The organism is Streptomyces sp. NPDC005962, assembly GCF_040629205.1.
Classification (GTDB): Bacteria; Actinomycetota; Actinomycetes; order Streptomycetales; family Streptomycetaceae; genus Streptomyces.
This window is the reverse complement of record NZ_JBEXVE010000004.1, coordinates 287,689-309,621: the sequence shown is the minus strand read 5'-3', so window position 1 is coordinate 309,621 and position 21,933 is coordinate 287,689. Positions and strand designations below refer to the sequence as shown.

The 21,933-nt window shown below is 73.0% G+C and carries 22 protein-coding genes; 12 read left to right on the top strand and 10 right to left on the bottom strand.

Annotated features, from left to right (window positions below):
- Positions 1-141: 141 nt before the first annotated feature.
- Genes ABZ370_RS09745 through ABZ370_RS09735 form a run of 3 tightly spaced genes read left to right on the top strand, consistent with a single transcriptional unit; the run spans position 142 to position 1,943 of the window.
- Positions 142-990, top strand: coding sequence for a ribonuclease BN (locus ABZ370_RS09745; protein ID WP_358618637.1), 849 nt, complete (start codon positions 142-144; stop codon positions 988-990).
- Between the two features lie 16 nt (positions 991-1,006).
- Positions 1,007-1,246: a hypothetical protein gene (locus ABZ370_RS09740; RefSeq protein ID WP_358618635.1), complete on the top strand. Its 240-nt coding sequence runs from the start codon at positions 1,007-1,009 to the stop codon at positions 1,244-1,246.
- Positions 1,209-1,943, top strand: coding sequence for a Mut7-C RNAse domain-containing protein (locus ABZ370_RS09735; RefSeq protein ID WP_358618633.1), 735 nt, complete (start codon positions 1,209-1,211; stop codon positions 1,941-1,943). The genes ABZ370_RS09740 and ABZ370_RS09735 overlap by 38 nt, the downstream gene beginning before the upstream one ends.
- Before the next feature lie 27 nt (positions 1,944-1,970).
- Here the strand turns inward: ABZ370_RS09735 and ABZ370_RS09730 are convergent, their stop codons facing one another.
- Positions 1,971-3,125, bottom strand: coding sequence for a PP2C family protein-serine/threonine phosphatase (locus tag ABZ370_RS09730; protein ID WP_358618632.1), 1,155 nt, complete (start codon positions 3,123-3,125; stop codon positions 1,971-1,973).
- 106 nt (positions 3,126-3,231) lie between these two features.
- Between ABZ370_RS09730 and ABZ370_RS09725 the strand changes: the two genes are divergently transcribed.
- Positions 3,232-4,020 carry a DNA-formamidopyrimidine glycosylase family protein gene (locus ABZ370_RS09725; protein WP_358618630.1) on the top strand — a complete coding sequence of 263 codons (789 nt, stop codon included), beginning with the start codon at positions 3,232-3,234 and terminating at the stop codon, positions 4,018-4,020.
- 75 nt (positions 4,021-4,095) lie between these two features.
- Here the strand turns inward: ABZ370_RS09725 and ABZ370_RS09720 are convergent, their stop codons facing one another.
- Together ABZ370_RS09720 and ABZ370_RS09715 are read right to left on the bottom strand one after the other, a co-directional pair.
- A complete protein-coding gene (locus ABZ370_RS09720; RefSeq protein ID WP_358618629.1) occupies positions 4,096-4,695 on the bottom strand; it encodes a LuxR C-terminal-related transcriptional regulator in 600 nt (199 codons plus the stop codon).
- 474 nt (positions 4,696-5,169) lie between these two features.
- Positions 5,170-5,487 (bottom strand): hypothetical protein, encoded by a 318-nt coding sequence (locus ABZ370_RS09715; protein WP_358618628.1) that lies wholly within the window; start codon positions 5,485-5,487, stop codon positions 5,170-5,172.
- Between ABZ370_RS09715 and ABZ370_RS09710 the strand changes: the two genes are divergently transcribed.
- From ABZ370_RS09710 to ABZ370_RS09695, 4 genes are all read left to right on the top strand, one after another.
- Positions 5,486-5,785 carry a hypothetical protein gene (locus tag ABZ370_RS09710; protein ID WP_358618627.1) on the top strand — a complete coding sequence of 100 codons (300 nt, stop codon included), beginning with the start codon at positions 5,486-5,488 and terminating at the stop codon, positions 5,783-5,785. The two genes, ABZ370_RS09715 and ABZ370_RS09710, sit on opposite strands and share 2 nt — an antisense overlap.
- A gap of 123 nt (positions 5,786-5,908) precedes the next feature.
- Positions 5,909-10,357, top strand: coding sequence for a cation-transporting P-type ATPase (locus tag ABZ370_RS09705; protein ID WP_358618626.1), 4,449 nt, complete (start codon positions 5,909-5,911; stop codon positions 10,355-10,357).
- An 85-nt stretch (positions 10,358-10,442) separates the two neighbouring features.
- Complete coding sequence (locus ABZ370_RS09700; RefSeq protein WP_358618625.1) at positions 10,443-10,682, top strand: DUF6296 family protein; 240 nt, start codon at positions 10,443-10,445, stop codon at positions 10,680-10,682.
- 93 nt (positions 10,683-10,775) lie between these two features.
- Positions 10,776-11,765 carry a sigma-70 family RNA polymerase sigma factor gene (locus ABZ370_RS09695; protein ID WP_358618624.1) on the top strand — a complete coding sequence of 330 codons (990 nt, stop codon included), beginning with the start codon at positions 10,776-10,778 and terminating at the stop codon, positions 11,763-11,765.
- Here ABZ370_RS09695 and ABZ370_RS09690 read toward each other — a convergent pair.
- Positions 11,676-12,086 (bottom strand): STAS domain-containing protein, encoded by a 411-nt coding sequence (locus ABZ370_RS09690; RefSeq protein ID WP_358618623.1) that lies wholly within the window; start codon positions 12,084-12,086, stop codon positions 11,676-11,678. The genes ABZ370_RS09695 and ABZ370_RS09690 overlap by 90 nt on opposite strands.
- A 126-nt stretch (positions 12,087-12,212) precedes the next feature.
- Here ABZ370_RS09690 and ABZ370_RS09685 point away from each other — a divergent pair, with 126 nt between their 5' ends.
- Positions 12,213-12,671 (top strand): GNAT family N-acetyltransferase, encoded by a 459-nt coding sequence (locus ABZ370_RS09685; RefSeq protein ID WP_358618622.1) that lies wholly within the window; start codon positions 12,213-12,215, stop codon positions 12,669-12,671.
- A gap of 66 nt (positions 12,672-12,737) precedes the next feature.
- Here the strand turns inward: ABZ370_RS09685 and ABZ370_RS09680 are convergent, their stop codons facing one another.
- The 3 genes from ABZ370_RS09680 to ABZ370_RS09670 form a co-directional block, all read right to left on the bottom strand.
- Positions 12,738-13,460 (bottom strand): glycoside hydrolase family 75 protein, encoded by a 723-nt coding sequence (locus ABZ370_RS09680; protein ID WP_358618620.1) that lies wholly within the window; start codon positions 13,458-13,460, stop codon positions 12,738-12,740.
- Positions 13,461-13,560: 100 nt separating this feature from the next.
- Complete coding sequence (locus ABZ370_RS09675) at positions 13,561-14,403, bottom strand: class II fructose-bisphosphate aldolase (RefSeq protein ID WP_358618619.1); 843 nt, start codon at positions 14,401-14,403, stop codon at positions 13,561-13,563.
- Positions 14,404-14,463: 60 nt separating this feature from the next.
- Positions 14,464-15,357, bottom strand: a complete 894-nt coding sequence (locus ABZ370_RS09670; protein WP_358618618.1) for an SIS domain-containing protein — start codon at positions 15,355-15,357, stop codon at positions 14,464-14,466.
- A 162-nt stretch (positions 15,358-15,519) separates the two neighbouring features.
- On the opposite strand from ABZ370_RS09670, the gene ABZ370_RS09665 reads away from it, so the two are divergent.
- Positions 15,520-16,308 carry a DeoR/GlpR family DNA-binding transcription regulator gene (locus ABZ370_RS09665; RefSeq protein WP_358618617.1) on the top strand — a complete coding sequence of 263 codons (789 nt, stop codon included), beginning with the start codon at positions 15,520-15,522 and terminating at the stop codon, positions 16,306-16,308.
- A gap of 36 nt (positions 16,309-16,344) precedes the next feature.
- Here the strand turns inward: ABZ370_RS09665 and aroQ are convergent, their stop codons facing one another.
- A complete protein-coding gene (aroQ, locus tag ABZ370_RS09660; RefSeq protein ID WP_358618616.1) occupies positions 16,345-16,818 on the bottom strand; it encodes a type II 3-dehydroquinate dehydratase in 474 nt (157 codons plus the stop codon).
- Positions 16,819-17,047: 229 nt separating this feature from the next.
- On the opposite strand from aroQ, the gene ABZ370_RS09655 reads away from it, so the two are divergent.
- Positions 17,048-17,443, top strand: a complete 396-nt coding sequence (locus tag ABZ370_RS09655) for an L-rhamnose mutarotase (RefSeq protein WP_358618615.1) — start codon at positions 17,048-17,050, stop codon at positions 17,441-17,443.
- A 199-nt stretch (positions 17,444-17,642) separates the two neighbouring features.
- Positions 17,643-19,268 (top strand): S1 family peptidase, encoded by a 1,626-nt coding sequence (locus tag ABZ370_RS09650; RefSeq protein WP_358618614.1) that lies wholly within the window; start codon positions 17,643-17,645, stop codon positions 19,266-19,268.
- Between the two features lie 72 nt (positions 19,269-19,340).
- On the opposite strand, the gene ABZ370_RS09645 is transcribed toward ABZ370_RS09650, so the two are convergent.
- Together ABZ370_RS09645 and polX are read right to left on the bottom strand one after the other, a co-directional pair.
- Entirely contained in the window at positions 19,341-20,135 is a 795-nt protein-coding gene (locus ABZ370_RS09645) for a uracil-DNA glycosylase (RefSeq protein ID WP_358618612.1), read from the bottom strand.
- Positions 20,132-21,877 carry a DNA polymerase/3'-5' exonuclease PolX gene (gene polX / locus ABZ370_RS09640; protein ID WP_358618610.1) on the bottom strand — a complete coding sequence of 582 codons (1,746 nt, stop codon included), beginning with the start codon at positions 21,875-21,877 and terminating at the stop codon, positions 20,132-20,134. Before polX ends, ABZ370_RS09645 begins: the two co-directional genes overlap by 4 nt.
- Between the last annotated feature and the right edge of the window lie 56 nt (positions 21,878-21,933).

The following is a 21,933-nucleotide window of genomic DNA, read 5'->3' as shown; positions in this document are numbered from 1 at the left end:
CACATTCTGGCACAGTGCCGCCGCCGGGGGAGGGGCCGCCGGACACCGTGGGTTGCACGGGCATCCGCACTGAGTACGCTGGACGATGCGCGACTTACTGGGGCATATCGCATGAACCGGTGGTGGGGGAGTGGGAGTGGCATGTCCGAGCAGTCCCCCGACTCCTCCCGCCACCGTTCGCGGTTCCGGCGGCTGCACCGCCTGTTCCACCGCTCCCCGGCCGGGCGGGGATGGCGCAGGGGCAGCGAATTCGAGCTGATGCACCGGGCGTTGGGCTTCGCCGCGCTCGGCTTCCTCACTCTGGTGCCGCTGCTGATCGTGGTCGCCGCGGCCGATCCGGTGAACCGCCACGGCTTCGCCCAGTGGCTCGCCGAGGGGCTCGGGGTGTCCGCCACCTCACGGGACGAGGTTCTTGACCTGTTCGCCCCGCCGAAGCGGTCGCTGGAGACCACCACCGCGTTCGGTCTGGCCACGCTGGCCCTCTTCGGGCTGACCTTCTGCGGGGCGGTGCAGACCGGCTACGAGAAGGTGTGGGAGCTGCCTCCCGGCCGCTGGCACACCGCGTGGCGCCATCTGGTCTGGCTCGTCGTGCTCATCGTCTACCTCCTGGTGTCGTCCCACCTCGGCCCCGGGCCCACCCGGCTGGCCGTCGCCGTCGTCGGCACGGTGCTCTTCTTCTGGTGGTCGCAGCGGCTGCTGCTCGGCGGGCGGATCAGCTGGGGTGCCCTGCTGCCGGGCGCCCTGGCCACGGGCGTCGGGCTGTGGGGGCTGCGGATCTTCTCCCGGCTGGTGTTCTCGCCGCTGATCGCCTCCAGCGCGGTGTCCTACGGCCCGGTCGGCACCGTGCTCGTCGTGCAGTCCTGGCTGGTCGGTGTCGGCTTCGTGGTGTTCGGCGGCGCGCTCGTCGGCCGACTGCTGCACGAGGAGTATCTGCGGCTGGTGACCTGGCGCCGCAAACGACGGCGTCTGGAGCGCTCCGGCGGCGCCTGAGGCGGCGCCCGACGGGGTGCCTCAGGCGCCGCTCGACGTGGCGTCCGAGGCGGCGTCCGAGGCGGCGCCCGACGCCGCGCCCGACGCCGCGCCCGACGCCGCGCCCGACGCCGCGCCCGACGCCGCGCCCGACGCCGCGCCCGACACCGAGACCATGGCGTCCGACCGGGGCGGATACACCGTCGCCCGGGGCCGGTCACGCCTGGCATGCTGGCGGTGTGAACGGACCGGAGATCCACCTCAGCCTCGCCCCTGAACTGCGGCTTTTCGCCACCTCCGAACGGCGCCGGGCCCGCGTGGCCGTCACCACCGACGGCGCGTCCACCCTCGGCCATGTCGTCGAGTCGTTCGGGGTCCCGCTCACCGAGGTCGGCGCGCTGCTCGTCGACGGCCGGGAGACCGCGGTCTCCCATGTCCCCGGGGCGGGGGAGTCCGTGGAGGTGCACCCGGTGCTCCGGCCGCAGCGCGTCCCGGGCGCGCCGCTGCGCTTCCTGCTCGACGTCCATCTGGGCACCCTCGCGCGCCGCCTCCGGCTGCTCGGCGTCGACGCGGCGTACGAGAGCGAGGACATCGGCGACCCCGCGCTCGCCGCCCGCTCCGCGGCCCAGTGCCGGGTGCTCCTCTCCCGCGACCGGGGGCTGCTGCGGCGGCGCGAGCTGTGGGCCGGGGCGTATGTCTACAGCGACCGGCCCGATGAACAACTGCGCGACGTCCTGGGCCGGTTCGCCCCGTCCCTCGCCCCGTGGACGCGCTGCACGGCGTGCAACGGCCCGCTGGAGGACGCCGACAAGGACACGGTCCACGAGCAGCTGGAGCACGGCACGCGGAGCACCTACGACGTGTTCGCCCGCTGCCCGGCCTGTGCGCGCGTCTACTGGCGCGGCGCCCACCACGCCCGGCTGGAGGCGATCGTGGCGGCCGCGGTGGAGGAGTTCGGCGCCCCGGTGCCGTAGCCCGGTCTCAGGGGGCCTCGGGCGGCCTCAGGAGCCGGAGCGCCACCCCGGCTCGGCCCCCGCCGCCCGCTCGACGAGGATCATCGCCGCGTCATCGGCGAGCCGCCCCTCGGCGTGGTGGACCAGCGCGTGCCGCAGCCGGTCCAGGTACTCGGTCGGGGTGGCGCCCTCCACGGTCTCCATGGCCTGCGGCAGCGGGAAGAACTCGTTGCAGTGGTTGCGCGCCTCCAGCACCCCGTCGGTGTGCAGCAGCAGCCGGTCACCGCCGGCGAACGGGAAGGTCTCGACGCCGATCGGGGGCGGGGTCAGGAACTCGTCCAGGCCGAGCGGCGGCAGCGGGCGCACCGGGCCCAGCGTCCGCACCTTACGGTCGTGCAGCACCAGTGGCGGGGGATGGCCACGGTTGATCAGCTCGATCAGGGAGGTGTCGGGCACCACCTGGGCGAGCAGGACGGTGACGAACTGCTCGGCCCGCTCGTCCCAGTCCTGGAGCCGGGAGCGGTCCAGGAGATCGTATTCGCGGCCCAGCGCCGCCGAGCAGCGCCGCATCACCTCGATCAGATCGTGTTCGTAGTGCACGGCCTCCCGGAACGCGCCCAGGACCGCCGCCGCTGACCGCACCGCGGCCAGCCCCTTGCCGCGTACGTCCCCGACGATCAGCCGCACTCCGTAGCGGGTGCCCACCGCCTCGTACAGATCGCCGCCGATCTGCGCCCCGCGCTCGGCCGCCATGTACACGCTGGCGGTGCGCACCCCGCCCATCCGGGCGGGCAGCGGCCGCAGCACCACGTTCTGGGAGACCTCGGCGATCCGGCGGACCTGGCTCAGCTCCCGGTCCCTGTGCTCGCGGATGGCGCTGCTCGCCACGCTCGCCACGGACACCACGAGCAGCGCCAGCAGATTCGCGTACACCTGCTGGGAGCCCCAGGCGTGGTTGTGGGTGGCGGTGAGCGCGCTGATCCCCGCGGCCAGCAGGACCACGCCCCCGGTGCCGACCGGGCCCATGGTCACCGCGGCCAGCGCCGGGGCCGGGGTGAGCAGGGGACCGGTGTAGAGCACATGCGCGGGCGTCAGCTCGATGGTGACCACCGCCGCCATGACCACGAACGGCAGGCAGCGCGCGATCGCGAAAAGCGTCTGATTGCGACCGCTCGCTCCCGGTCCGGAGCGGATGAATCGCATAACCAGGTACTTTATCCGACTCATGCAAAGTTTTGGTTTTCCTCACCTTCATTTCCGGGCCGTCGTTCCCCGAGCCGCCCTCCGGGGCCGGGCGTAATCTGGCGCTATGCCCGAGCTGCCGGACGTCGAGGGCTTCCGTCGCACACTGGCCTCCTGTGCGCGGGGACGCCGGATCGAGCGCGTCGAGGTGGCCGATCCGGGGGTGCTGCGCGGGGTCACCGCCGGGCGGCTGAAGCGCGAGCTGGAGGGCCGCCGGTTCGAGGCTCCGCGGCGCCACGGCAAGTGGCTGATCGCCCCGGCCGGGGGCCCCACGCTCATCCTGCACTTCGGCATGACCGGCGGGCTGGTGTGCCGCTCCGCGGACGATCCGCCCGAGCGGTTCGGCCGCGTCGTCCTCACCCTCGACGACGGCCATCAGCTCCGCTACCACGACCAGCGCAAGCTGCGGGGCCTGTGGCTCGCCGCCACCGACGCCGACGTCGACCGCATCCTCGGCGAGCAGGGCCCGGACGCGCTCTCGCTGGGCAGGGCGGAGCTGGACACCCTGCTCGAAGGGCGGCGCGGACAGGTCAAGGCCACCCTGACCGACCAGTCCGTCGTCGCGGGGCTCGGCAATCTGCTCGGCGACGAGATCCTGTGGCGGGCCCGGGTCCATCCGAAGAGCCGGACGGGCGACCTGGGCCCCGACGAGCGGCGGCGGCTGCACACCGCGCTGCGCGGGGTGCTGCGCACCTCCGTGCGGGCGGGCCAGGTGCCGCCCCGGCCGTCCTGGCTCACCGGCCACCGCGACGACCCCGATCCGCACTGCCCGCGCTGCGGCCGCCCGCTGCGCCGCGGAAAGATCGTCGGCCGGACCAGCACCTGGTGCCCGCACTGCCAGCCGGAACACTCCTGACCCGGCCGCACCGCAAACGTCGGCGTGTGCGGCGCATCGCCGTACGGGACCCGCCGTACTCACGTCATGGCGGGGTCACTTGACGAAATCCGGGCGGACCCGGGCGGGCCAGGTGCCGACGGTCAGCATGCCCGCCGCGTACGCGCGTGAGACCAGGGCCGCGCGGTTGGGCGCCTTCATCTTCCGCAGCATCGACCCCACGTGGTATTCGACGCCCTGGCGGCTGAGATAAAGCTTGGCGGCCATCTGCACGGTCGAGGCGCCGGTGGCCACGCCCTCCAGTATCTGTGCCTCCAGTGGCGAGAGCAGATTGCGGCGCTGGGCGGGGGCGTCGTCCTCGGCCTTCTCGTCATCCGGCTTGACCAGGACAACGATCGCGGCGGGCGCGTCGGACGGGCCCTGGACGGCCGTACCCGTCAACTCGCCCGAGAACACCCGGCCTCCCGCGCGGTGGCCGACCACGCGCTCGGTGAAGCGGGTCCGGCGCCCGTCGTGCAGCCGCAGGAAGTGCTCCCGCAGGACGGCGGGGGCGCTGGGGTGGAGCAGGTCGAAGAGATTGCGTCCGCACAGCTCCGCCGAGGTTCCGCCGAAGTGCCGGAAGAAGTCCTCGTCCCCGGCGAGGACTTGGAGGTCCAGGGCGAGGGTGGCCATGCCGGTGGCGTTGCGTCCGGTCACGGCGCGGGTCCGGTTTCGGTCATGGGTTAAGCCGGATGATGCCTGTGCGGGCACGCGGCGGGCGGCTTGAGGGGGGTGAGGGTGAGCCATGGAGAGTACCGCTTTCTGTTGTCTCAACAACGGCGTGGTCGTGGGGGAACCGGAAAAGCTGAGGTCAAGGCCCTGCCACCAGCCACCGGACCGGCCCTGGAACCGGGTCGGGCGACGGTTCTAGTGACGGGTGTTAGATGCGCTTCATGGTATATACCAACGTTTCGACTGCTTGCCGCTGCCTGTTTATGGTCAACTTCTGCCCGTTTCCCGCCCGTGTGGTCTGAGGAAAACGGTCAAAGGTGTCGCTGATCGGGGAAAGCGGGCATCGCTCGCGCGGGCGGGCCCGGTGGGCGCGTCCTTGAGGGGACGCGCCCACCGGGCCCGGGTCCCGGGCGGCCGGGTCGACTGTGGTCCGTTGTGGCCGGTTGCGGTCCGCTGTGGTCAGGCCTTGCGGGTCTTGGACGGCGGCGCCATGACTCCGCCGCGCCGCAGCACCGCGTAGCCGACGCCGACGCCCAGGGCCACCGGCCATTCGATGACCTCGGCGACGCCGAGCACGCCGAGCCCCGCGTACAGCGGGAGGCCGCCCTTGGCGGGCAGTACGCGGCGGGCCGCCGCGATCGGCATCAGCGCCACGTTCGCCGCGCTCTTCGCGGCGCGGCCGACGCGGTCACCGTCGACCCGGTCGAGATGGGTCGCGCTCGCGGCGCGGTCGAGCCGCGTCGCGTGTGCCACGTGGCCGAGGCTGGGGATCGTCATGGTGATCCGGTGGTCCCCCTTCTGGGGGGTGGGCTTCGCGGACTTCGCCGCCCTGGCCGTCTTCGACCTCTGTGTGCTCTTCGCCGCCTTCGTCTTCCCCGGCTGCGCGGATTTGGAAGCGGCCGCGGTCTTCGACGGGGCCTTCGACGGGGCCTTCGATGGGGTCTTGCTCTTCGATGTGGCCTGGCTCCGGCCCGACTTGCCGGCGCCGCGCGCCGACGACCGTGCCGTCGCTGAAGTGCTGCGCTTGCGGGAGCTGGTGGGAGTGGTCACTGGTCTCACGTCCACACATGATTGACGTCCGGAATCTTCTGCCTTTTTCAGGGTAATCGGAATCAACCGGACAGGCCGCTCCGCGCGGAAACACGTGGAAACACACGGAAACCGCGCCGCGGACGCCGACACACCGGAGGTCTCACCGATGACGACGCTGCCTGGGCTGCACTTGATGAAACCCTCGATGCCGGACCCTCTCGGCCTCACCCACGGAGTGGCCGCGCGGGTGCGGGACGCCGCCGGGGCGGTCAACCGGCTGGTGCACCCGCCCCGCCGCGGGGTGTGGTCGTACCCGGGCCGCTACTACATCGAGGTGCACGGTGTGCACGGCATCGGCGGGGAACAGGTGGCGAGCCGAGTGGAAGCGGCCCTCGAAAAACATCCCGGCGTGCTGTGGGCACGGGTGAACGCCCCCTCCGAGCGGGTCGTCGTCGCCGTCACCAAACCGCCCCCTCGCGAGGCGGAACTGGTCGCCCGGATCGAGCGCGCGGAGACCCGCGGCCCCGCCGTACCCACCGAGGAGTTCGACGAATGGGCCCCGGAACCACGCCACCCCTCGGGCGGGCCACTGGAGGCCCAGTCCCTCGCCGTGATCGTCGCGGACGTCCTGGGCCTGAGCGTCGCCACCGCCCTGCGGCTGGTCCCGTGGCTCAGGCTCCCGGCCGAGGCGAGCGCGTCCCTGTCCGCCATCCAGAACCACCCGCGGCTGCGGCGGCTGGCCCTGGCCGTCACCCGCGGTGAGCCCACCGAGGCGACCCTGCCGGTGCTGAGCGCGCTGACCCAGGGCGTGGCCACCCGCGGCGGCGGACTCGCACTCGACCTCGCCCAGCGCATGGGCCTGTGGCGGGAGGCCACGGCCGAGGGCGAGGCATGGGCGGCGATGGAGCCGCAGCTGGTGCACGGGCCCCAGGACGTGGCCGCCGAACCCATCGTGGTGGAGCGGCCCGGTCCCCCTCCGAAGGACAGCATGGAGCGGTTCGCGGAGCGGTCCATGGCCGTGGGAGCGGCGGTCGGCGCCCTCACCGTCCCCTTCGCCGGACCGCGCCGCGGGCTGGCCGTCGCGTTCTCGTCCATACCGAAGGCGCCCGGCGCCGGGCGGGAGGGCTTCGCCACCAGCCTCGGCCGCTTCCTGGCGCTGCGCGGCGTCCTGGCCATGGACCGCAGCGCCCTGCGGCGGCTCGGCCAGATCGACACCGTGGTGCTCGACGAGGCGGCGCTGCGCGGCGACCGGTACGAACCCATCGACCTGGAACTCCTCGGCGGCGCCGATCCCGAGCAGGTCACGATGCGGCTCTTCGACCTCTTCGACGCGGACGAGCCCCTGCGGGTCCAGAGCGCCGGCGGATGGGTGCTGGGCCCGCTGGACCGGCTCGAACTGACCGGCCGCACCGGACAGCAGACGGCCGCCAGACTGCGCCGCAAGGGCAGCGAGCGGACCCTCGGTCTGGCCTGCGGACACCGGCTCCAGGCGGTCGCCGGGCTCGCCGCCCAGGCGGTCCCCGGCGCCGAGGCGGTCGCGGCGGCCGCCCGCCGGGCGGGCGCGCGCATCGTCCTGGCCAGTGACCGGACGCCCCCGACGGGCTTCACCTTCGCCGACGCGGTGGCACCGTCCGGCAACCGCCTGGTGGCCTCCGTACGCGCTCTCCAGGCCGACGGCGCGGTCGTCATGCTGCTGTCCGGGAACCGCCGGGCCCTGGGCGCGTCCGACTGCGGCGTCGGGATTCACCACGAGGGCGAGCACCCCGCCTGGGGCGCCCATCTGCTCGTCGGCGCCGACCTGGAGTCGGCCGGAATCATCGTGGACGCCGTCGGCGTGGCCGCCCAGGTGGACCGGGAGAGCGCCCTGCTGTCGGCCGGTGGCAGCGGCATCGGCGCGGTCGCCGCCCTCAAGGCCCCCCGGTCCCAGGCCACCGCGCGCGGCGCGGCGGTCACCACCACCGCCGGGGCCATCGCGTTCGGCCTCGGCAACTGGCGCGCCCGGCAGCTGCTCTCCCGTCCGCTGGTGCCCCCGGTGTCCACCACGCCCTGGCATCTGATGCCCATCCCCCGGGTGCTGGAGCGGCTGTCGGCCGACCCCGACCAGGGGCTGACCCCGGAGGCGGCCGCCACCCGGGCCGGAAAGGCACCCACCCGCACCGGAGAGCCGACCGGCACCAGCCTCCCGGCGGCGTTCATCGAGGAGCTGGCCAATCCGCTCACCCCGGTCCTGGCCGCCGGGGCCGCGCTCGCGGCCGCCGTGGGGTCGCGTACCGACGCCGCCCTCGTCGCGGCCATCACCGCCACCTCGGCGCTCGTCGGCGGCTTCCAGCGGGTCAGGACCGAGCGGGCGCTCGCGGAGCTGTTCGCCCGGTCCGCGGTCGGCGCCCGGGTGCGCCGCGGCGGTACGGAACGTCTCGTCACCGCCGGGGACCTGGTCCTCGGGGACATCATCACCCTGGGCCCGGAGGACGTGGTTCCGGCCGACTGCCGGGTGCTGGAGGCCGACGGCCTGGAGGTCGACGAGTCCTCGCTGACCGGCGAATCCCTGCCGGTGGCCAAGAACCCGGCACCGGTGGTCGCCGCGCACATCACCCAGCGCCGCTCGATGCTCTACGAGGGCACCACCATCTCCGCCGGACGGGCACAGGCCGTCGTCGTGGCCACCGGACCGTCCACCGAGGTCGGCCGCAGCCTGGCCACCGCCCGCCGCGCCGCACCCGTGACCGGTGTCGAGGCGCGGCTCACCGCGCTCACCCGCTCCAGCGTTCCCATCGCTATCGGCTCGGCCGCCGCCGTGTCCGGAGCCGGGCTGCTGCACGGCCTCCCGCTGACCGAGAACCTGGCCTCGGCGGTCAACCTCGCCGTCGCGTCCGTACCCGAGGGCCTTCCCTTCCTCGTCAACGCGGCACAGCTCGCCGCCGCCCGGCGGCTGGCCGACCTCGGCGCCCTGGTCCGCAACCCGCGCACCATCGAGGCGCTCGGCCGCGCCGACGTGCTGTGCTTCGACAAGACCGGCACCCTCACCGAGGGCACCCTCGAACTCGCGGCGGTCAGCGACGGCGGCGGCCCGCTGCCCGCCGACCGGCTCGACACCTCGTGCAAGGAGGTGCTCGCCGCCGCCCTGCGGGCGACCCCGCCCGCCCGCCAGGCCGAGCCCATGGCCCACCAGACCGACCGCGCGGTCATGGCCGGGGCGCGCCGCGCCGGGGTGGCGGTACGCCGGGGCGCACCGCGCTGGCGGCGCACCGACGCGCTGCCCTTCGAACCCTCCCGCGCCTATCACGCCACCACCGGGACCACCGCGCGCGACACCCTGCTGAGCGTGAAGGGCGCCCCGGAGAGCGTGCTGGAGCGCTGCGTCCGGCGACAGCCGTCCGGTACGGCGGCGAGCACCGCCCTGGACGCCGACGGCGTCGCGGAACTGACCGCGGCCGCCGAGGAACTGGCCGGTGCCGGGCGCCGGGTCCTGGCCGTGGCCGAACGCCCCATGCGGGCCGGGGAACAGCTCACCGACGAATCGGTGCGTGACCTGGTCTTCCGCGGGTTCATCGCGCTGGCCGACCCGGTGCGCACCAGCGCCGCCCCCGCGACCGCGCGGCTGCGCGAGGCGGGCGTGCACACCGTGATGCTCACCGGCGATCACCCGGCCACCGCCGAGTCCATCGCGGCCACCGTCATCGACGCCACCGAGCTGAAGGTGCGCACCGGGCCGGATCTGGACGAGATGAAGGACGCGGAGCTGGACGAACTGCTCCCCACGGTGGACGTCATCGCCCGGTGCAGTCCGCACCACAAGGTGCGGATCGTGCAGGCCTACCAGCGCCTCGGCCGGGTGGTGGCGATGACCGGCGACGGCGCCAACGACGCCCCCGCGATCCGGCTCGCGGACATCGGGATCGCCCTGGGGCGGCGCGGCACCCCCGCCGCGACCGCCGCCGCGGACCTCGTCGTCGGCGACGACCGCCTGGAGACGATCGTGTCGGCCCTGATGGAGGGGCGGGCGATGTGGGCCTCGGTGCGGGCCGCGCTCGCCATCCTCATCGGCGGCAACCTCGGCGAGGTCACCTTCAGTGTGCTCGCCTCCGCGATCGCGGGCAGCACCCCGCTCACCGCCCGGCAGATCATGCTCGTCAACCTGCTGACCGACCTCGCGCCCGCGCTCGCCATCGCGGTGCGCGAACCGACCGGGCACACCGGCGAGCGGCTGCTCAAGGAGGGCCCCAGCCGCTCCCTGGGTACCGCGCTGAACCGGGAGATGATGCTGCGCGGCGTCATCACGGCCGCCGGTGCGGGCGTGGCGTGGACGGGCGCGCGGCTGACCGGCCGCAAACGCCGGGCCAGCACGGTGGCGCTCGTCGCCCTGGTCGGTACGCAGCTGGCGCAGACCCTGGCCACCGGAGGCCTGGACCGGCATGTGCTGATCGCCGGAATCGGCTCGGCCGCGGTGCTCGCGGGCATCATCCAGACGCCCGGCGTGAGCCAGTTCTTCGACTGCACCCCGCTCGGCCCGCTCGCCTGGGGGATCACCCTGGGCTCCATCGCCGCGGCCACCGTCATCGGCTCGGTCATGACCCCGCTGGCCCGCGGCGCGGTCGCCCCGGAGTCGCGTACGTGACCCCCTTGCGGTGGCGGGCCCGTTCGATAGTGTTGATTGTCCCGGTTTGGGAATGAGGGGCGGGCCTGTGTGGGAGGAGTGCCTGATGCCGCGACGAGAGAGATATGAGCTGATCTTCGCCGACCCGGTCGCCCCGGCGCCGGAGGCCGAGGACATCGTGATGGTGCACCGCACCGAGTTCAGTGGCCCCGGCGGACACCCCGTCTACGCGGACGACACCGGTATCGTGCGGGCCGAGATCAGCGACCGCGCCGAGGTGCGGATGATCGCCAGTGGCGGGCACCAGGTGCACGCCTCGACGGTCCGGGCCCGGCCGGTGGCATGAGTTCGCAGGTCCGGGGCTTTGTCGGTGCGGCGCGCTAGTTTCCTCCCACGGGAGTCCGCGGAACGGTCTCCGCAGATCGATCGAGGTGCGTCGATGAGTGATGTCGCGGCAGTGGACGGCACGGCCGGTGCCGAGCTCCAGCTGGAGCCGTACCGGGTGCAGCTCACCGGTTACTGCTACCGGATGCTGGGCTCGGCGTTCGAGGCGGAGGACGCCGTCCAGGAGACGATGGTCCGCGCCTGGCGGGGCCTGGAGCGGTTCGAGGGGCGGTCGGCGCTGCGCTCCTGGCTGTACCGGATCGCCACCAACGTCTGTCTGGACATGCTGAACGGGAGCAAGCGCCGGGCCCGCCCGATGGACCTCACCGCCGTGTCCTCGGCGACCCCCGCCACCCTCACCGCGCAGCCGGAGGTCACCTGGATCGGGCCGGTGCCCGACGGGCAGGTGCTGGCCGACGCCGGGGACCCCGCCGAGGTCGCCGCCCAGCGGGACGCGGTGCGGCTGGCGTTCGTGGCCGCCCTCCAGCACCTGGCGCCGCGCCAGCGCGCGGTGCTCATCCTGCGCGAGGTGCTGGCCTGGAAGGCCGCCGAGGTCGCCGAGCTGCTGGGCACCACGGTCGCGTCGGTCAACAGCGCCCTGCAGCGCGCCCGGGCCACCCTCGCCGCGACCGAGATCAGCGACACCGATCCGGTCAAGCCGCTGGACGAGGAGCAGCGCGTGCTGCTCGCCCGCTATGTGGACGCCTTCGAGCGCTACGACCTGGACTCCCTCACCTCGCTCCTGCACGAGGACGCCACCTTGTCCATGCCGCCGTACGAGCTGTGGCTGCGCGGCCACGACGACATCCGCACCTGGCTGCTGGGGCACGGCATCGGCTGCCGGGGCTCCCGGCTGGTCCCTACCGTGGCGAACGGGGCGCCCGCCTTCGGGCAGTACCGGCCGGGCGGACCGGGCGGCGCCCATGAGCCCTGGGCGCTCCAGGTCCTGGAGATATCAGCCGGGCGGATCACCGGGCTCAACTCCTTCCTGGACACCGAGCGGCTGTTCCCCCTGTTCGGCCTCCCCGCCCGGCTCGATCCGTAACGCCGCGGGCGCGGTCAGCACCTCGTCCAGCCCGGCCCGGGCGAGCACCCCGGCCAGCTCGCCGCCCGCGTTCCGCAGCCGCATCCCCCGCCCCAGACGGCGGGCGGTCAGCCGCAGCCGGGCCAGGGCCTCGACCAGAGCCAGGTCCGGCGGATACGCCGCGCCCACGTCCACGGTGACGGGACCGGGAGCGCCGCGCCGCACCAGCTCGCGCAGCCGTTCGCACAGCAGCTCCACCTCGGCGCGGGTCCGTGGCGGCCGTCCGAGGACCAGGACGATCGGGGGAAGCGCGGGAGGGCTCTCGGGCTCGGGACCGGCCAACGTCCACCTCCAGTTGTAGGGGCACGCGGTACCCCGCGCGCTCATCAGAAGGGACCGTCCGCACCGGCAAAAGTCATCGCCCCAGAGGCGCTGGCCGAACAGGGGGCCGGATGCCACGATCGGCACATGACGACACGACGGCTGAGAGCCGGGCGCGAGGAGGAGGCGGGGGCGCTGACCGAGCTGGCGCTGCGGTCGAAGGGCCACTGGGGGTACGACGAGGAGTTCCTGGCTGCCTGCCGGGAGGAATTGACGATGCGCGAGGGCGAGCTGGCGGCCCGTCGGACCACGGTCGCCGAGGAGGCCGGGCGGGTGCTGGGGTTCTCCACGCCTGAGGGCACGGCCCCGCAGGGATGGGTGGGCATGCTGTTCGTCGACCCGCCCGCGATCGGCCACGGCGTAGGGCGGCTGCTGTACCGGAATGTGCTGGAGGCGGCGGGCCGCCTCGGCTTCACCCGGCTGACCATCGATGCCGATCCGTACGCCGAGCCGTTCTACCTGGCCATGGGGGCGCGGCGTATCGGCGCCGCGCCCTCGGGCTCCATCCCGGGCCGGATGCTGCCGCTGCTGGAAGCCCTGCCGTGACGCACGGGGCCGCCGGGCCAAGGGGGCGGTCCGGCGGCCAGGTTGGTGGCGGGCTGGGGTGGGAGGTCAGTTGTTCTGCACGAACTGCTTGGCGAGGCCGTCGCCGACCGAGACCGCCTTGTCGTGGTTCTCGATGGGGGAGACGGAGGAGTTCTTGAAGAGGATGTAGGTCACGCCCGACTCCGCGCCGCCCGTCTCCGGGTCGGGGTCGATGCCGAGCGCGTTGGCCGTGGCGTAGGACGCCTCGCCGATGATCTTGGTCGGGCCGGTGTCGCCGACCACCGCGTACTCGACCTTGTTGTTGTAGACGACGGCGACCACGCCGCCGCCCTTGATGCCGGAACTGCCGTAGTCCCATGTGGAACTCTTGCTGGGCACCACCACATAGGGCAGCTTGTCGGCGATCAGCGGCTTTCCGTTCGACTGGTGGAAGGCCGTGTCGTCCTGGAACCACGGGTCGGTGTCCTCGTTGCACTTGGAGGTCACCTGGCCGTCGCAGTCGACGTCCATGTCCGCCTTCCAGAACACCGCGCCACCGGCGTCGCAGACCGGCACGGTGGCCGATGTCTCGTCGTCGGTGCGGTACTTGCCGTTGGATATCTGCGAACAGCTCTTGACCTTGGCGAGTAACTGGGCGGCCGTGACGGAGCCTTCTTTGACGGAGTCCGCTGTGACCGAGCCGGAGCCGGGGGCCGGTGCGGGGGGCCGGGGGGTGGCCTGGGCTCCGGCGGCGAGGGAACCGGCCAGCAGCCCGGCACCGGCCAGGACGAACGCGAGTCGTGTGCGCATGGGACACTCCTCTGTTAGGAACCTTTCCTAACCTCCCCCGCATCCTGGCGACTTGATAAGGTCATGTCAACAGCCCCCATGCGCCACGCGCTCCGCGGCGTCAGCGCGGCACGGCGCGCACCAGGGCCAGCAGCCGGGTCACCTCGCGGGCCACCGCCTCACGCGCCACCGCGACGTAGCGGCGCGGGTCGACCACCTCGGGATGGTCGGCGAGGTGGTCGCGGATCGCCCGGGTGTAGGCCACGTTGAGGTGGGTGGCGATGTTCACCTTCGTCAGACCCGCCGCGACCGCGCGCGTCAGATCCGGCTCGGGCACCCCGGACGAACCGTGCAGTACCAGCGGTACGGGCACGGCCGCGCGCAGCGCCGCCACCAGGTCCAGGTCCACCACCGCCTCCTTGACCACCATCGCGTGCGAGGTGCCCACCGCGACCGCGAGCGCGTCCACGCCCGTCGCCGCGACATACGCGGCGGCCTCGGCCGGATCGGTCCTGGCCCCGGGCGCGTGCACCCCGTCCTTGCCGCCCACCTCGCCCAGCTCCGCCTCGACCCACACCCCGGCGGCATGGCAGTCGGCGGCCACCGCCGCGGTGGCCGCCACATTGCCGTCGTAGTCGCGTGCCGAGGCGTCGAACATCACCGAGCCGAAGCCGAGGCCGAGCGCCTCCCGCACCAGCCCGGGTTCGGTGGCATGGTCCAGATGCACCGCGACCGGGACCCGCGCGGCGCGGGCGACCTCGACGGTGGCCCGGCCGATCGCGGCCAGAGCGCCGTGATAGCGCACCGCGTTCTCGCTGATCTGCAGGATGACCGGGGCCCCGGCCGCCTCCGCCCCGGCCACGATCGCCTGGGCGTGCTCGATCTGGATCACATTGAACGCCCCCGCGCCGAGCCCGCCCCGTGCGGCCGGTCCGACGATCTCAGCGGTGGCCACCAGCGGCATGGCCTGTCTCCCTTCCCTCGTTCCGCCCGCTCAACTTCCGGCCGCTCAACTTCCGCCCGCTCAACCGAGGATCACCGAGCGGGTGAGGTTCCGGGGCCGGTCGGGGTCAAGGCCGCGCGCCTCCGCGATCGCCACCGCGAGCCGCTGCACCAGCACCAGTTCGGCCAGCGGATCGCGGCCGTAGCCGACGAGACGGCCACCGGGCCCGGTGACCTCCTTCTCCGCCAGCCCGGACGGGCCCTCGCCGAGCCACCACACCACGCTGCGCGGGCCGGTGACGCTGATCGGGCCGTGCCGGTACTCCATCACCGGATACGCCTCGGTCCACGCCCCCGCGGCCTCGCGCATCTTGAGCGCGGCCTCCTGTGCCACGCCGTACGTCCAGCCGCGCCCGAGGAACGTGAACTGGCCCGCCTCCACGAGCCCCTCGGGCAGCGGCGCGGCGAGCGCCGCCGCGCCGTCCTCGACGAGGCCCTCCAGGTCATGCCCCAAGTGAGCCCGCAGCAGGGCCAGTTCGCTGGTCGCCCAGCGGGTCTGCACCACCGACCGCTCATCCGCGAAGTCGAGCACGACCGCCGCGTCCGCCAGGGCGGTGACCGGGGAGCCGGGGACCGCGGTGATGACGGTGGTGGGCACCCGGCCCCGCGTCCGGCCGAGCAGATCCAGCACCTCGGTCGTGGTGCCCGACCGCGACAGCGCGAGCACCCGGTCGTAGGCGCGCCCGGTGGGCATCTCCGACGCGGGAAACGCGTCCGTCTCGCCCTGGCCCCCGGCCTCGCGCAGCGCCGCGTACGCCTGGGCGATGAACCACGAGGTGCCGCAGCCGACGACGGCGACCCGCTCACCGGCCCGTGGCAGCGCCTCGCGCACCGGCCCGTCCGGGTCCCGGGCCAGTGCGATGGCGCGGCGCCAGCAGTCGGGCTGGCTCGCGATCTCGGTCTCGGTATGGCTCATGGGACTCCCCAGCTCCGCTTCGACGAATGTGTCTGGTGAATGTGGATGCTCGAAGATGCTCCTTACAGCCTGATAATGCGCATGATCTTGCAGAAAAGTCCAGAGTGCGGACAGCCGGGGTAGGGTGAGCCGCGACGGAACGACGGGGGTCGAGGAGACGGCGTGAAACGGCCCGAGCGCTGGAATGCCCTGCTGGAACTGCTCGGCAGGGACGGCAAGGTCGAGGTCGAGGAGGCCGCCGCCGAGCTGGCGGTGTCCGCCGCCACCATCCGGCGGGACCTGGACGAACTCGCACAGCAGCAGATGCTCACCCGCACCCGCGGCGGTGCGGTCGCGCACAATCTCTCGTACGACCTTCCGCTGCGCTACAAGACCGCCCGGCGCGCCTCGGAGAAGCAGCGGATCGGCACCGCCGTCGCCCGCATGGTCGAGCCCGGTTCGGTCGTCGGCCTCAACGGCGGTACCACCACCACCGAAATCGCCCGCGCCATCGCCACCCGTGGCGAACTGTCCGGTTCCGACGGCGGCGGCCCGGCCGTCACCGTCGTGACGAACGCCCTGAACATCGCCCATGAACTGGCGGTCCGCCCGCACATCAAGATCGTGCTCACCGGCGGGGTGGCCCGCCCCCAGTCGTTCGAGCTGATGGGACCGCTGGCCACCGGGGTGCTGGCCGAGGTCTCCCTCGACCTCGCCATCCTCGGCGTGGACGCGATGGACCCCGAGCGGGGCGCGGCCGCCCACCACGAGGGCGAGGCCAGCATCAACCACCTCATGGCCGGTCGCGCCGCCCGGGTGGTCGTCGCGGCCGACAGCTCCAAGCTGGGCCGCCGGGCGTTCGCGCGGATCTGCGCGCTCGACGAGATCGGGGTACTGGTCACGGACACCGGCGCCACCGACGAGGCGATCGCCCCGTACACCGAGGCCGGTGTCCGCGTCATCCGGGCCTGACGGGCCTGACGGGCCCGGGGTTTTCTTGCCCGGGTCTCACTTCTTCTTGGCCGCGAGCAGCGTGGCGACCCGCTCCACCGCGAAGGCGTAGCCCTGCACGCCACATCCGGCGATCACGCCACTGGCGAGCGCGGAGACATACGAGTGGTGCCGGAACGCCTCGCGCTGGTGGATGTTGGAGATGTGCACCTCCAGGATCGGCATGTCGTCGCAGGTCGCCAGCGCGTCGCGCAGGGCCACGGAGGTGTGGGAGTAACCGGCCGGGTTGATGACGACGGCCACGTGCCGCTCCCGGGCCTCATGAATCCAGTCGATCAGCCGGCCCTCGTGGTTGCTCTGCCGACAGTCGGTGGTGAGCCCGTGCGGGGCGGCCGTCTCCGCGACCAGCTTCTCGATGTCCGCCAGGCTGTCGGTGCCGTAGATCTCCGGCTGGCGGCGGCCGAGCAGGTTCAGGTTCGGCCCATTGAGAACCATGATCGTGGAACGGTCGCGCACGGGGGTGTTGGCCATGGCGTTGGGGTCCTTCCGTGGTCGTCATCAGCGGATACGGGGAGTCCGACGGTCACGCCGCCCCGCGAGGCATCGTAGATCGCGGCGCCCGCCGCCCGCGCCCGGCGGGCCACGAGGCGACTGCCGGACCGTTGGCGGCCGGGGCCGGAGGGGGCAGAGTGACTCCGGGCATGTGCCCATGGACCATGACCACCGTGGATGAGCGGTGAGCGGACGAAGGGAGACGCCGATGCGCGTGACGCTGCACTCGGTCCTCAAGGAGGGCCAGGAATCAGGCTACGAACGGGAGCACGCCACGGTTCCGGCGGATCTGCTGGAGTCGCTGGGGCGGGCCGGGATCACCAACTGGCGGATCTGGCGCAGCGGACGCCATCTCTTCCACCTCGTGGACTGCGAGGACTTCGCCGCGGCGATGGCGGCGCTGGACGAGGACCCGGTCAACCACCGCTGGCAGGAGTTCATCGGCGCCTACGTCGATCACTTCGAGACCACGGCGGGCTCCCCGGTCGAGGGATCGGCGCAGATGGCATTGGGGGAGGTGTGGGAACTGCGCGCCCAAGCGGCTCAAGCGGCCCAGACCGCCGGGGGCGATGTGGCGAGCGGCGACGAGGCCGACGAGGGCTGAGGGTGCGCAACCGGCGGACCCTACCGCTCCGGATCGCTCGGCGCAGCCATTCATCACACTGTGAGTCATGGTGAGAACGGAGTAAACGCCTCCCGTACTCGGTGGTGGCCCTGCGCGGGGGCGTGGCGGAATGCAAGAGGCGCTCCGCACACGCCCCGCGCCCCCCTACTGGAGGTCAGTGTTGAGCCACCACCGACGTGTGAACAAGCGGACCCTCGCCGTTTCCGGAGCCGCTGTCGTCGCGCTCGGGGCAGCCGCCCTACTGCTGCCCAACGCCAATGCGAGCCAGGACAAGACGACGGACGTGAAGACCTTCTCGTCCCCGTCGGCAGTGAAACTCGCGAGGAGCCTCGCCTCTGACCTCGGTGACAACGGTGCTGGCTGGTACTACAACAACAACACGAGCCAACTCGTCATGAACGTCATGACCGAGGACGCGGCGAAGAGCGTGGAAGCCCAGGGCGCCGTCGCCAAGATCGTGCAGAACAGCATGACCGAGCTGAAGGCCGCCACCAAGACGCTGAGCACCGACGCCTCGGTGGCCGGTACCGCCTGGTCCATCGACCCGGTGACGAACAAGGTCCGGGTGACCGCGGACAAGACCGTGACCGGCGCCAAGTGGGACACGCTGACCAAGGCCACGGACGCGATGGACGGCACGGTGACCGTCCAGCGGACGAAGGGCGAGTTCAAGAGGTTCGACGGCGGCGACCCGGCCCAGCCGGGTGGCAACGGCGATGGCGCGGGTGCCGGTGACGCGGCGGGCGACGCCGCCGCCGACGACGCGGGCGCGGGCGGTGCGGGTGACGCGGCCGCCGGTGGCGCCGGGGACGCGGGCGCGGGTGGTGCGGGTGACGCAGCTGCTGGTGGTGCCGGGGACGCGGGTGCGGGTGGTGCCGGTGATGCCGCTGCGGGCGGTGCCGGTGATGCCGCCGGTGGCGCGGCCGGTGGCGGCGAAGCGGCTGCCGGTGTCGTCGGCGGCGACGCCATCTTCGGCGGCGGCGCCCGCTGCTCCCTCGGCTTCAACGTCGACGTCGACGGAGCTCCCGGCTTCCTGACCGCGGGCCACTGCGGCAACGAGTCCGAGGCCTGGACCGCCGACCAGGCGGGTGCCCAGGCGCTGGGCACGGTCCAGGACACCAAGTTCCCCGAGACCGACTTCGCGCTGGTCATGTACGACGACGCGACCACCCAGCCCGAGAGCGCGGTCAAGCTCGCCGATGGCACCAACCAGGCGATCGGCCGGGCCGTCGAGGCCAGCGTCGGCCTGAAGGTGCAGCGCTCCGGCAGCACGACGGGCGTCAGCGACGGCGAGGTCACGGGCCTGAACGCCACGGTGAACTACGGCGGCGGCGACATCGTCAACGGCCTCATCCAGACGAACGTGTGCGCGGAGCCGGGCGACAGTGGCGGCGCGATGTTCGCCGAGGACGCGGCGGTCGGCCTCACGTCCGGCGGCAGCGGTGACTGCACCCAGGGCGGCGAGACGTTCTTCCAGCCGGTGACCGGTGCTCTGGAGGCCACGGGCGCCGTGATCGGCGCGGGTGACGCCGGTGGCGCGGGCGATGCCGGTGGCGCCGCTGCCGGTGCCGAAGGCGCCGCGAACGCCGGTGCGGGCGATGAAGGCGCCGCGAACGCCGGTGCCGGTGGCGATGCCGCCGCCAACGCCGGTGCGGGTGCCGAGGGCGCCGCGAACGCCGGTGGCAATGCCGCCGCGAACGCCGGTGCCGCCAACGCGGGCGCGGGCGCCGGTGCGGGCGACCAGAGTGGCGCCGGAGCCGGTGACGCCGCCGGTGACGCCGCCAATGGGGCCGGGGTCAACTGACCCGGTCCACCCCCTGATCGAGGCCCCGGGCGCCCTCCTGCCCCAGTGCCCGGGGCCTCTCCTCCCCCTCGGTCAGCCGCCCTCCGGGGCGGTGGCCGGGGGAGCGGCGGGCGGAGGCAGCAGCCCGGCCGCCTCCGCCGCCGCGCCGAGCACATCGCGCAGCACGGCCGGAGTGAGCCGACCGGTGAAGGTGTTCCGCTGGCTCACGTGATAGCAGCCGAACACATGCAGCGGAGCGCCGCCGTCGGCGGCCTCCAGCGTGATCCGCGCGCCATGCCGGAAGGCGGGCCGCGGGCGGGGCACGGTCCATCCGGCGGCGTTCAGCGCGGGCAGGGCGGCCTGCCAGCCGAACGCCCCGAGGACCACCACCGAGCGCAAGGTCGGCCGCAGCAGACGCAGCTCCCGCTCCAGCCACGGACGGCAGGTGTCCCGCTCCTCCGGAGTGGGGCGGTTGGCGGGCGGGGCACAGTGCACCGGCGAGGTGATCCGGACCCCGCGCAGTGCCAGACCGTCGCCACGGTGAGTGGCGGTGGGCTGGTTGGCCAGGCCGACCGCGTGCAGCGCCGCGTACAGGAAGTCGCCCGAGCGGTCGCCGGTGAACATCCGGCCGGTGCGGTTGCCGCCGTGGGCGGCCGGGGCGAGACCCACCACGGCGAGCGCCGCGTCCGGCGGGCCGAACCCGGGCACCGGCCGCGCCCAGTAGTCCCAGTCGGCGAAGGCCGCCCGTTTGGTACGGCCCACCTCCTCCCGCCACGCGACCAGCCGCGGACAGGCCCGGCACCCGCTCACCCGGTCGTCCAGCTCGGCGAGAGTACGGGCTCCGGGCGCCCGGCGGGCGGGCTCGGCAAGAGCGTCACGTGGCGTCATGCGTCGCGCGGGTGCCCCGGACCCTTGCGCAGGAAACGCCGCAGCCGGGCCAGCGGCCAGGTGTTGATGACATCGTCGGTGGTCAGCCAGGCGCGCTGGGCCATGCCCACCCCGTACCGCGGATTGGCGAGGTCCGGCGTCGAGTGGGCGTCGCTGTCGATGGCGAACACCACGCCGTACTCCTTCGCCCGCAGGATGTGCTCGTCCGACAGGTCCAGCCGGTTCGGATGCGCGTTGATCTCCAGGGCGGTGCCGGTGCGGGCACACGCGGCGAACACCGCGTCCCAGTCGGCGTCGACGCCGGGCCGTTTGCCGAGGATGCGGGTCGTCGGATGGCCGATGATGTTGACGTGCGGGTTCTCGCAGGCCCGCAGGAACCGCCGGGTCATGGTGTCCCGGTCCTGGCCGAACTGCGTGTGCACCGACGCCACGCACAGATCGAAGCCGTCGAGGAAGTCGCCGGGCCAGTCCACCTCGCCGTCGGCGTCGATGTTCAGCTCCACACCGTGCAGCAGCCGCGTGTCCCGGCGCCCGCGCCCGTGGTCCATGGCGCGCAGCCGCTCCCGCTGGGCGAGGATCTTCTCCTTTGTCATCTGCTGCATGTACAGCTTCGGCGCGTGGTCGGTGACGGCGTAGTACGCGTAGCCGCGCCGCTCGGCCGTGGCGACCATGTTCTCCAGCGGTTCGAGGCCATCGGTGAGATCGGTGTGGGTGTGCAGATCGCCGCGCAGCTCGGATTCCCCTACCAGGGTGGGCAGTTGGCCCTCCAGTGCGGCCTTCACCTCGCCGCGGTCCTCGCGCAGGGTCGGCGGTATCCAGTCCATGCCGAGCCGCGCGTAGACGTCCTCCTCGCTGCGTGAGGCGATCTTCTTTCCGCTCTTGGTCTCGAAGAGGCCGTATTCGGAGAGCTTGAGGCCGTGGCGCACCGCGATCGCGCGGACGCGGATGTTGTGGGCCTTGGAACCTGTGAAGTACAGCAGCCCCGCGCCCCAGGAGTCGAGCGGCAGCACCCGCAGATCCACCTGGAGCCCCTTGGTGGTGCGGATGGAGGTCTTCTTCTCGCCGTGCGCGATGACCTCGGTGGTGTACGGGAGCGAGGTGAACGCGTCCATGAACGGGGCCGATCCGGCCGCCGCCACCAGGATGTCCACATCGCCCACGGTCTCCCGCATCCGGCGCAGCGACCCGGCGTACGCCACCCGCTCGCAGCCCGGCACCCCGGACAGCGCGGCCACGATGTCGTCGGCGACGTCCATGGCCTCGTCCAGCGGGACCCGGCCGCCCGCGGCCTTCAGCAGCCCGATGCCGTGCGCGATGTTCTCCTCGGACTTCGGCCCGAAGCCCTTGAGATCGCGCAGCCGGTGTTCCTCGATCGCGGTGGCCAGCTGCTCGACCGAGGCGATGTCCAGCTCCTCGTACAGCACCATGGCCTTCTTCGGCCCCAGCGCCGGGATCGCGGTCAGCTCCCGCACTCCGGCGGGGATCGCGGCGCGCGCCTTCTCGACGGCGGGTACGTGTCCGGTGCGCAGATACTCGACGACCTTCTCGGCGATCGACTTGCCGACGTTGGGGATCTCCCGCAGCCCCTTCACATCGAGCCCCGCCACATCGGCGGGATGGCCGCCGATCGACCGTGCGGCCTTCTCGTAGGCGCGTGCCCGGAACGCGTCCCCGCCCGTGATCAGGAGGAGATCGGCGTACTCGCGCAGAAGGGCTTCGACCTCCTCGTTGGAGCGAGCCATGGCACAAATTCTAGTCGCCGTACGGGCATACGGCCGGACGGCCCTGGCGATCCCGG

Coding starts and splice junctions, on each gene's coding strand:
- ABZ370_RS09715 (WP_358618628.1), bottom strand. CDS start 5,487: ATGACGATCCCCAGCCTCGGCCACGTGGCACACGCGACGCGGCTCGAC.
- ABZ370_RS09695 (WP_358618624.1), top strand. CDS start 10,776: ATGAGTGATGTCGCGGCAGTGGACGGCACGGCCGGTGCCGAGCTCCAG.
- ABZ370_RS09645 (WP_358618612.1), bottom strand. CDS start 20,135: ATGACGCCACGTGACGCTCTTGCCGAGCCCGCCCGCCGGGCGCCCGGA.
- ABZ370_RS09745 (WP_358618637.1), top strand. CDS start 142: ATGTCCGAGCAGTCCCCCGACTCCTCCCGCCACCGTTCGCGGTTCCGG.
- ABZ370_RS09730 (WP_358618632.1), bottom strand. CDS start 3,125: ATGCGATTCATCCGCTCCGGACCGGGAGCGAGCGGTCGCAATCAGACG.
- polX (WP_358618610.1), bottom strand. CDS start 21,877: ATGGCTCGCTCCAACGAGGAGGTCGAAGCCCTTCTGCGCGAGTACGCC.
- ABZ370_RS09680 (WP_358618620.1), bottom strand. CDS start 13,460: ATGCGCACACGACTCGCGTTCGTCCTGGCCGGTGCCGGGCTGCTGGCC.
- ABZ370_RS09725 (WP_358618630.1), top strand. CDS start 3,232: ATGCCCGAGCTGCCGGACGTCGAGGGCTTCCGTCGCACACTGGCCTCC.
- ABZ370_RS09655 (WP_358618615.1), top strand. CDS start 17,048: ATGCGCGTGACGCTGCACTCGGTCCTCAAGGAGGGCCAGGAATCAGGC.
- aroQ (WP_358618616.1), bottom strand. CDS start 16,818: ATGGCCAACACCCCCGTGCGCGACCGTTCCACGATCATGGTTCTCAAT.
- ABZ370_RS09670 (WP_358618618.1), bottom strand. CDS start 15,357: ATGAGCCATACCGAGACCGAGATCGCGAGCCAGCCCGACTGCTGGCGC.
- ABZ370_RS09705 (WP_358618626.1), top strand. CDS start 5,909: ATGACGACGCTGCCTGGGCTGCACTTGATGAAACCCTCGATGCCGGAC.
- ABZ370_RS09685 (WP_358618622.1), top strand. CDS start 12,213: ATGACGACACGACGGCTGAGAGCCGGGCGCGAGGAGGAGGCGGGGGCG.
- ABZ370_RS09675 (WP_358618619.1), bottom strand. CDS start 14,403: ATGCCGCTGGTGGCCACCGCTGAGATCGTCGGACCGGCCGCACGGGGC.
- ABZ370_RS09710 (WP_358618627.1), top strand. CDS start 5,486: ATGGTGATCCGGTGGTCCCCCTTCTGGGGGGTGGGCTTCGCGGACTTC.
- ABZ370_RS09700 (WP_358618625.1), top strand. CDS start 10,443: ATGCCGCGACGAGAGAGATATGAGCTGATCTTCGCCGACCCGGTCGCC.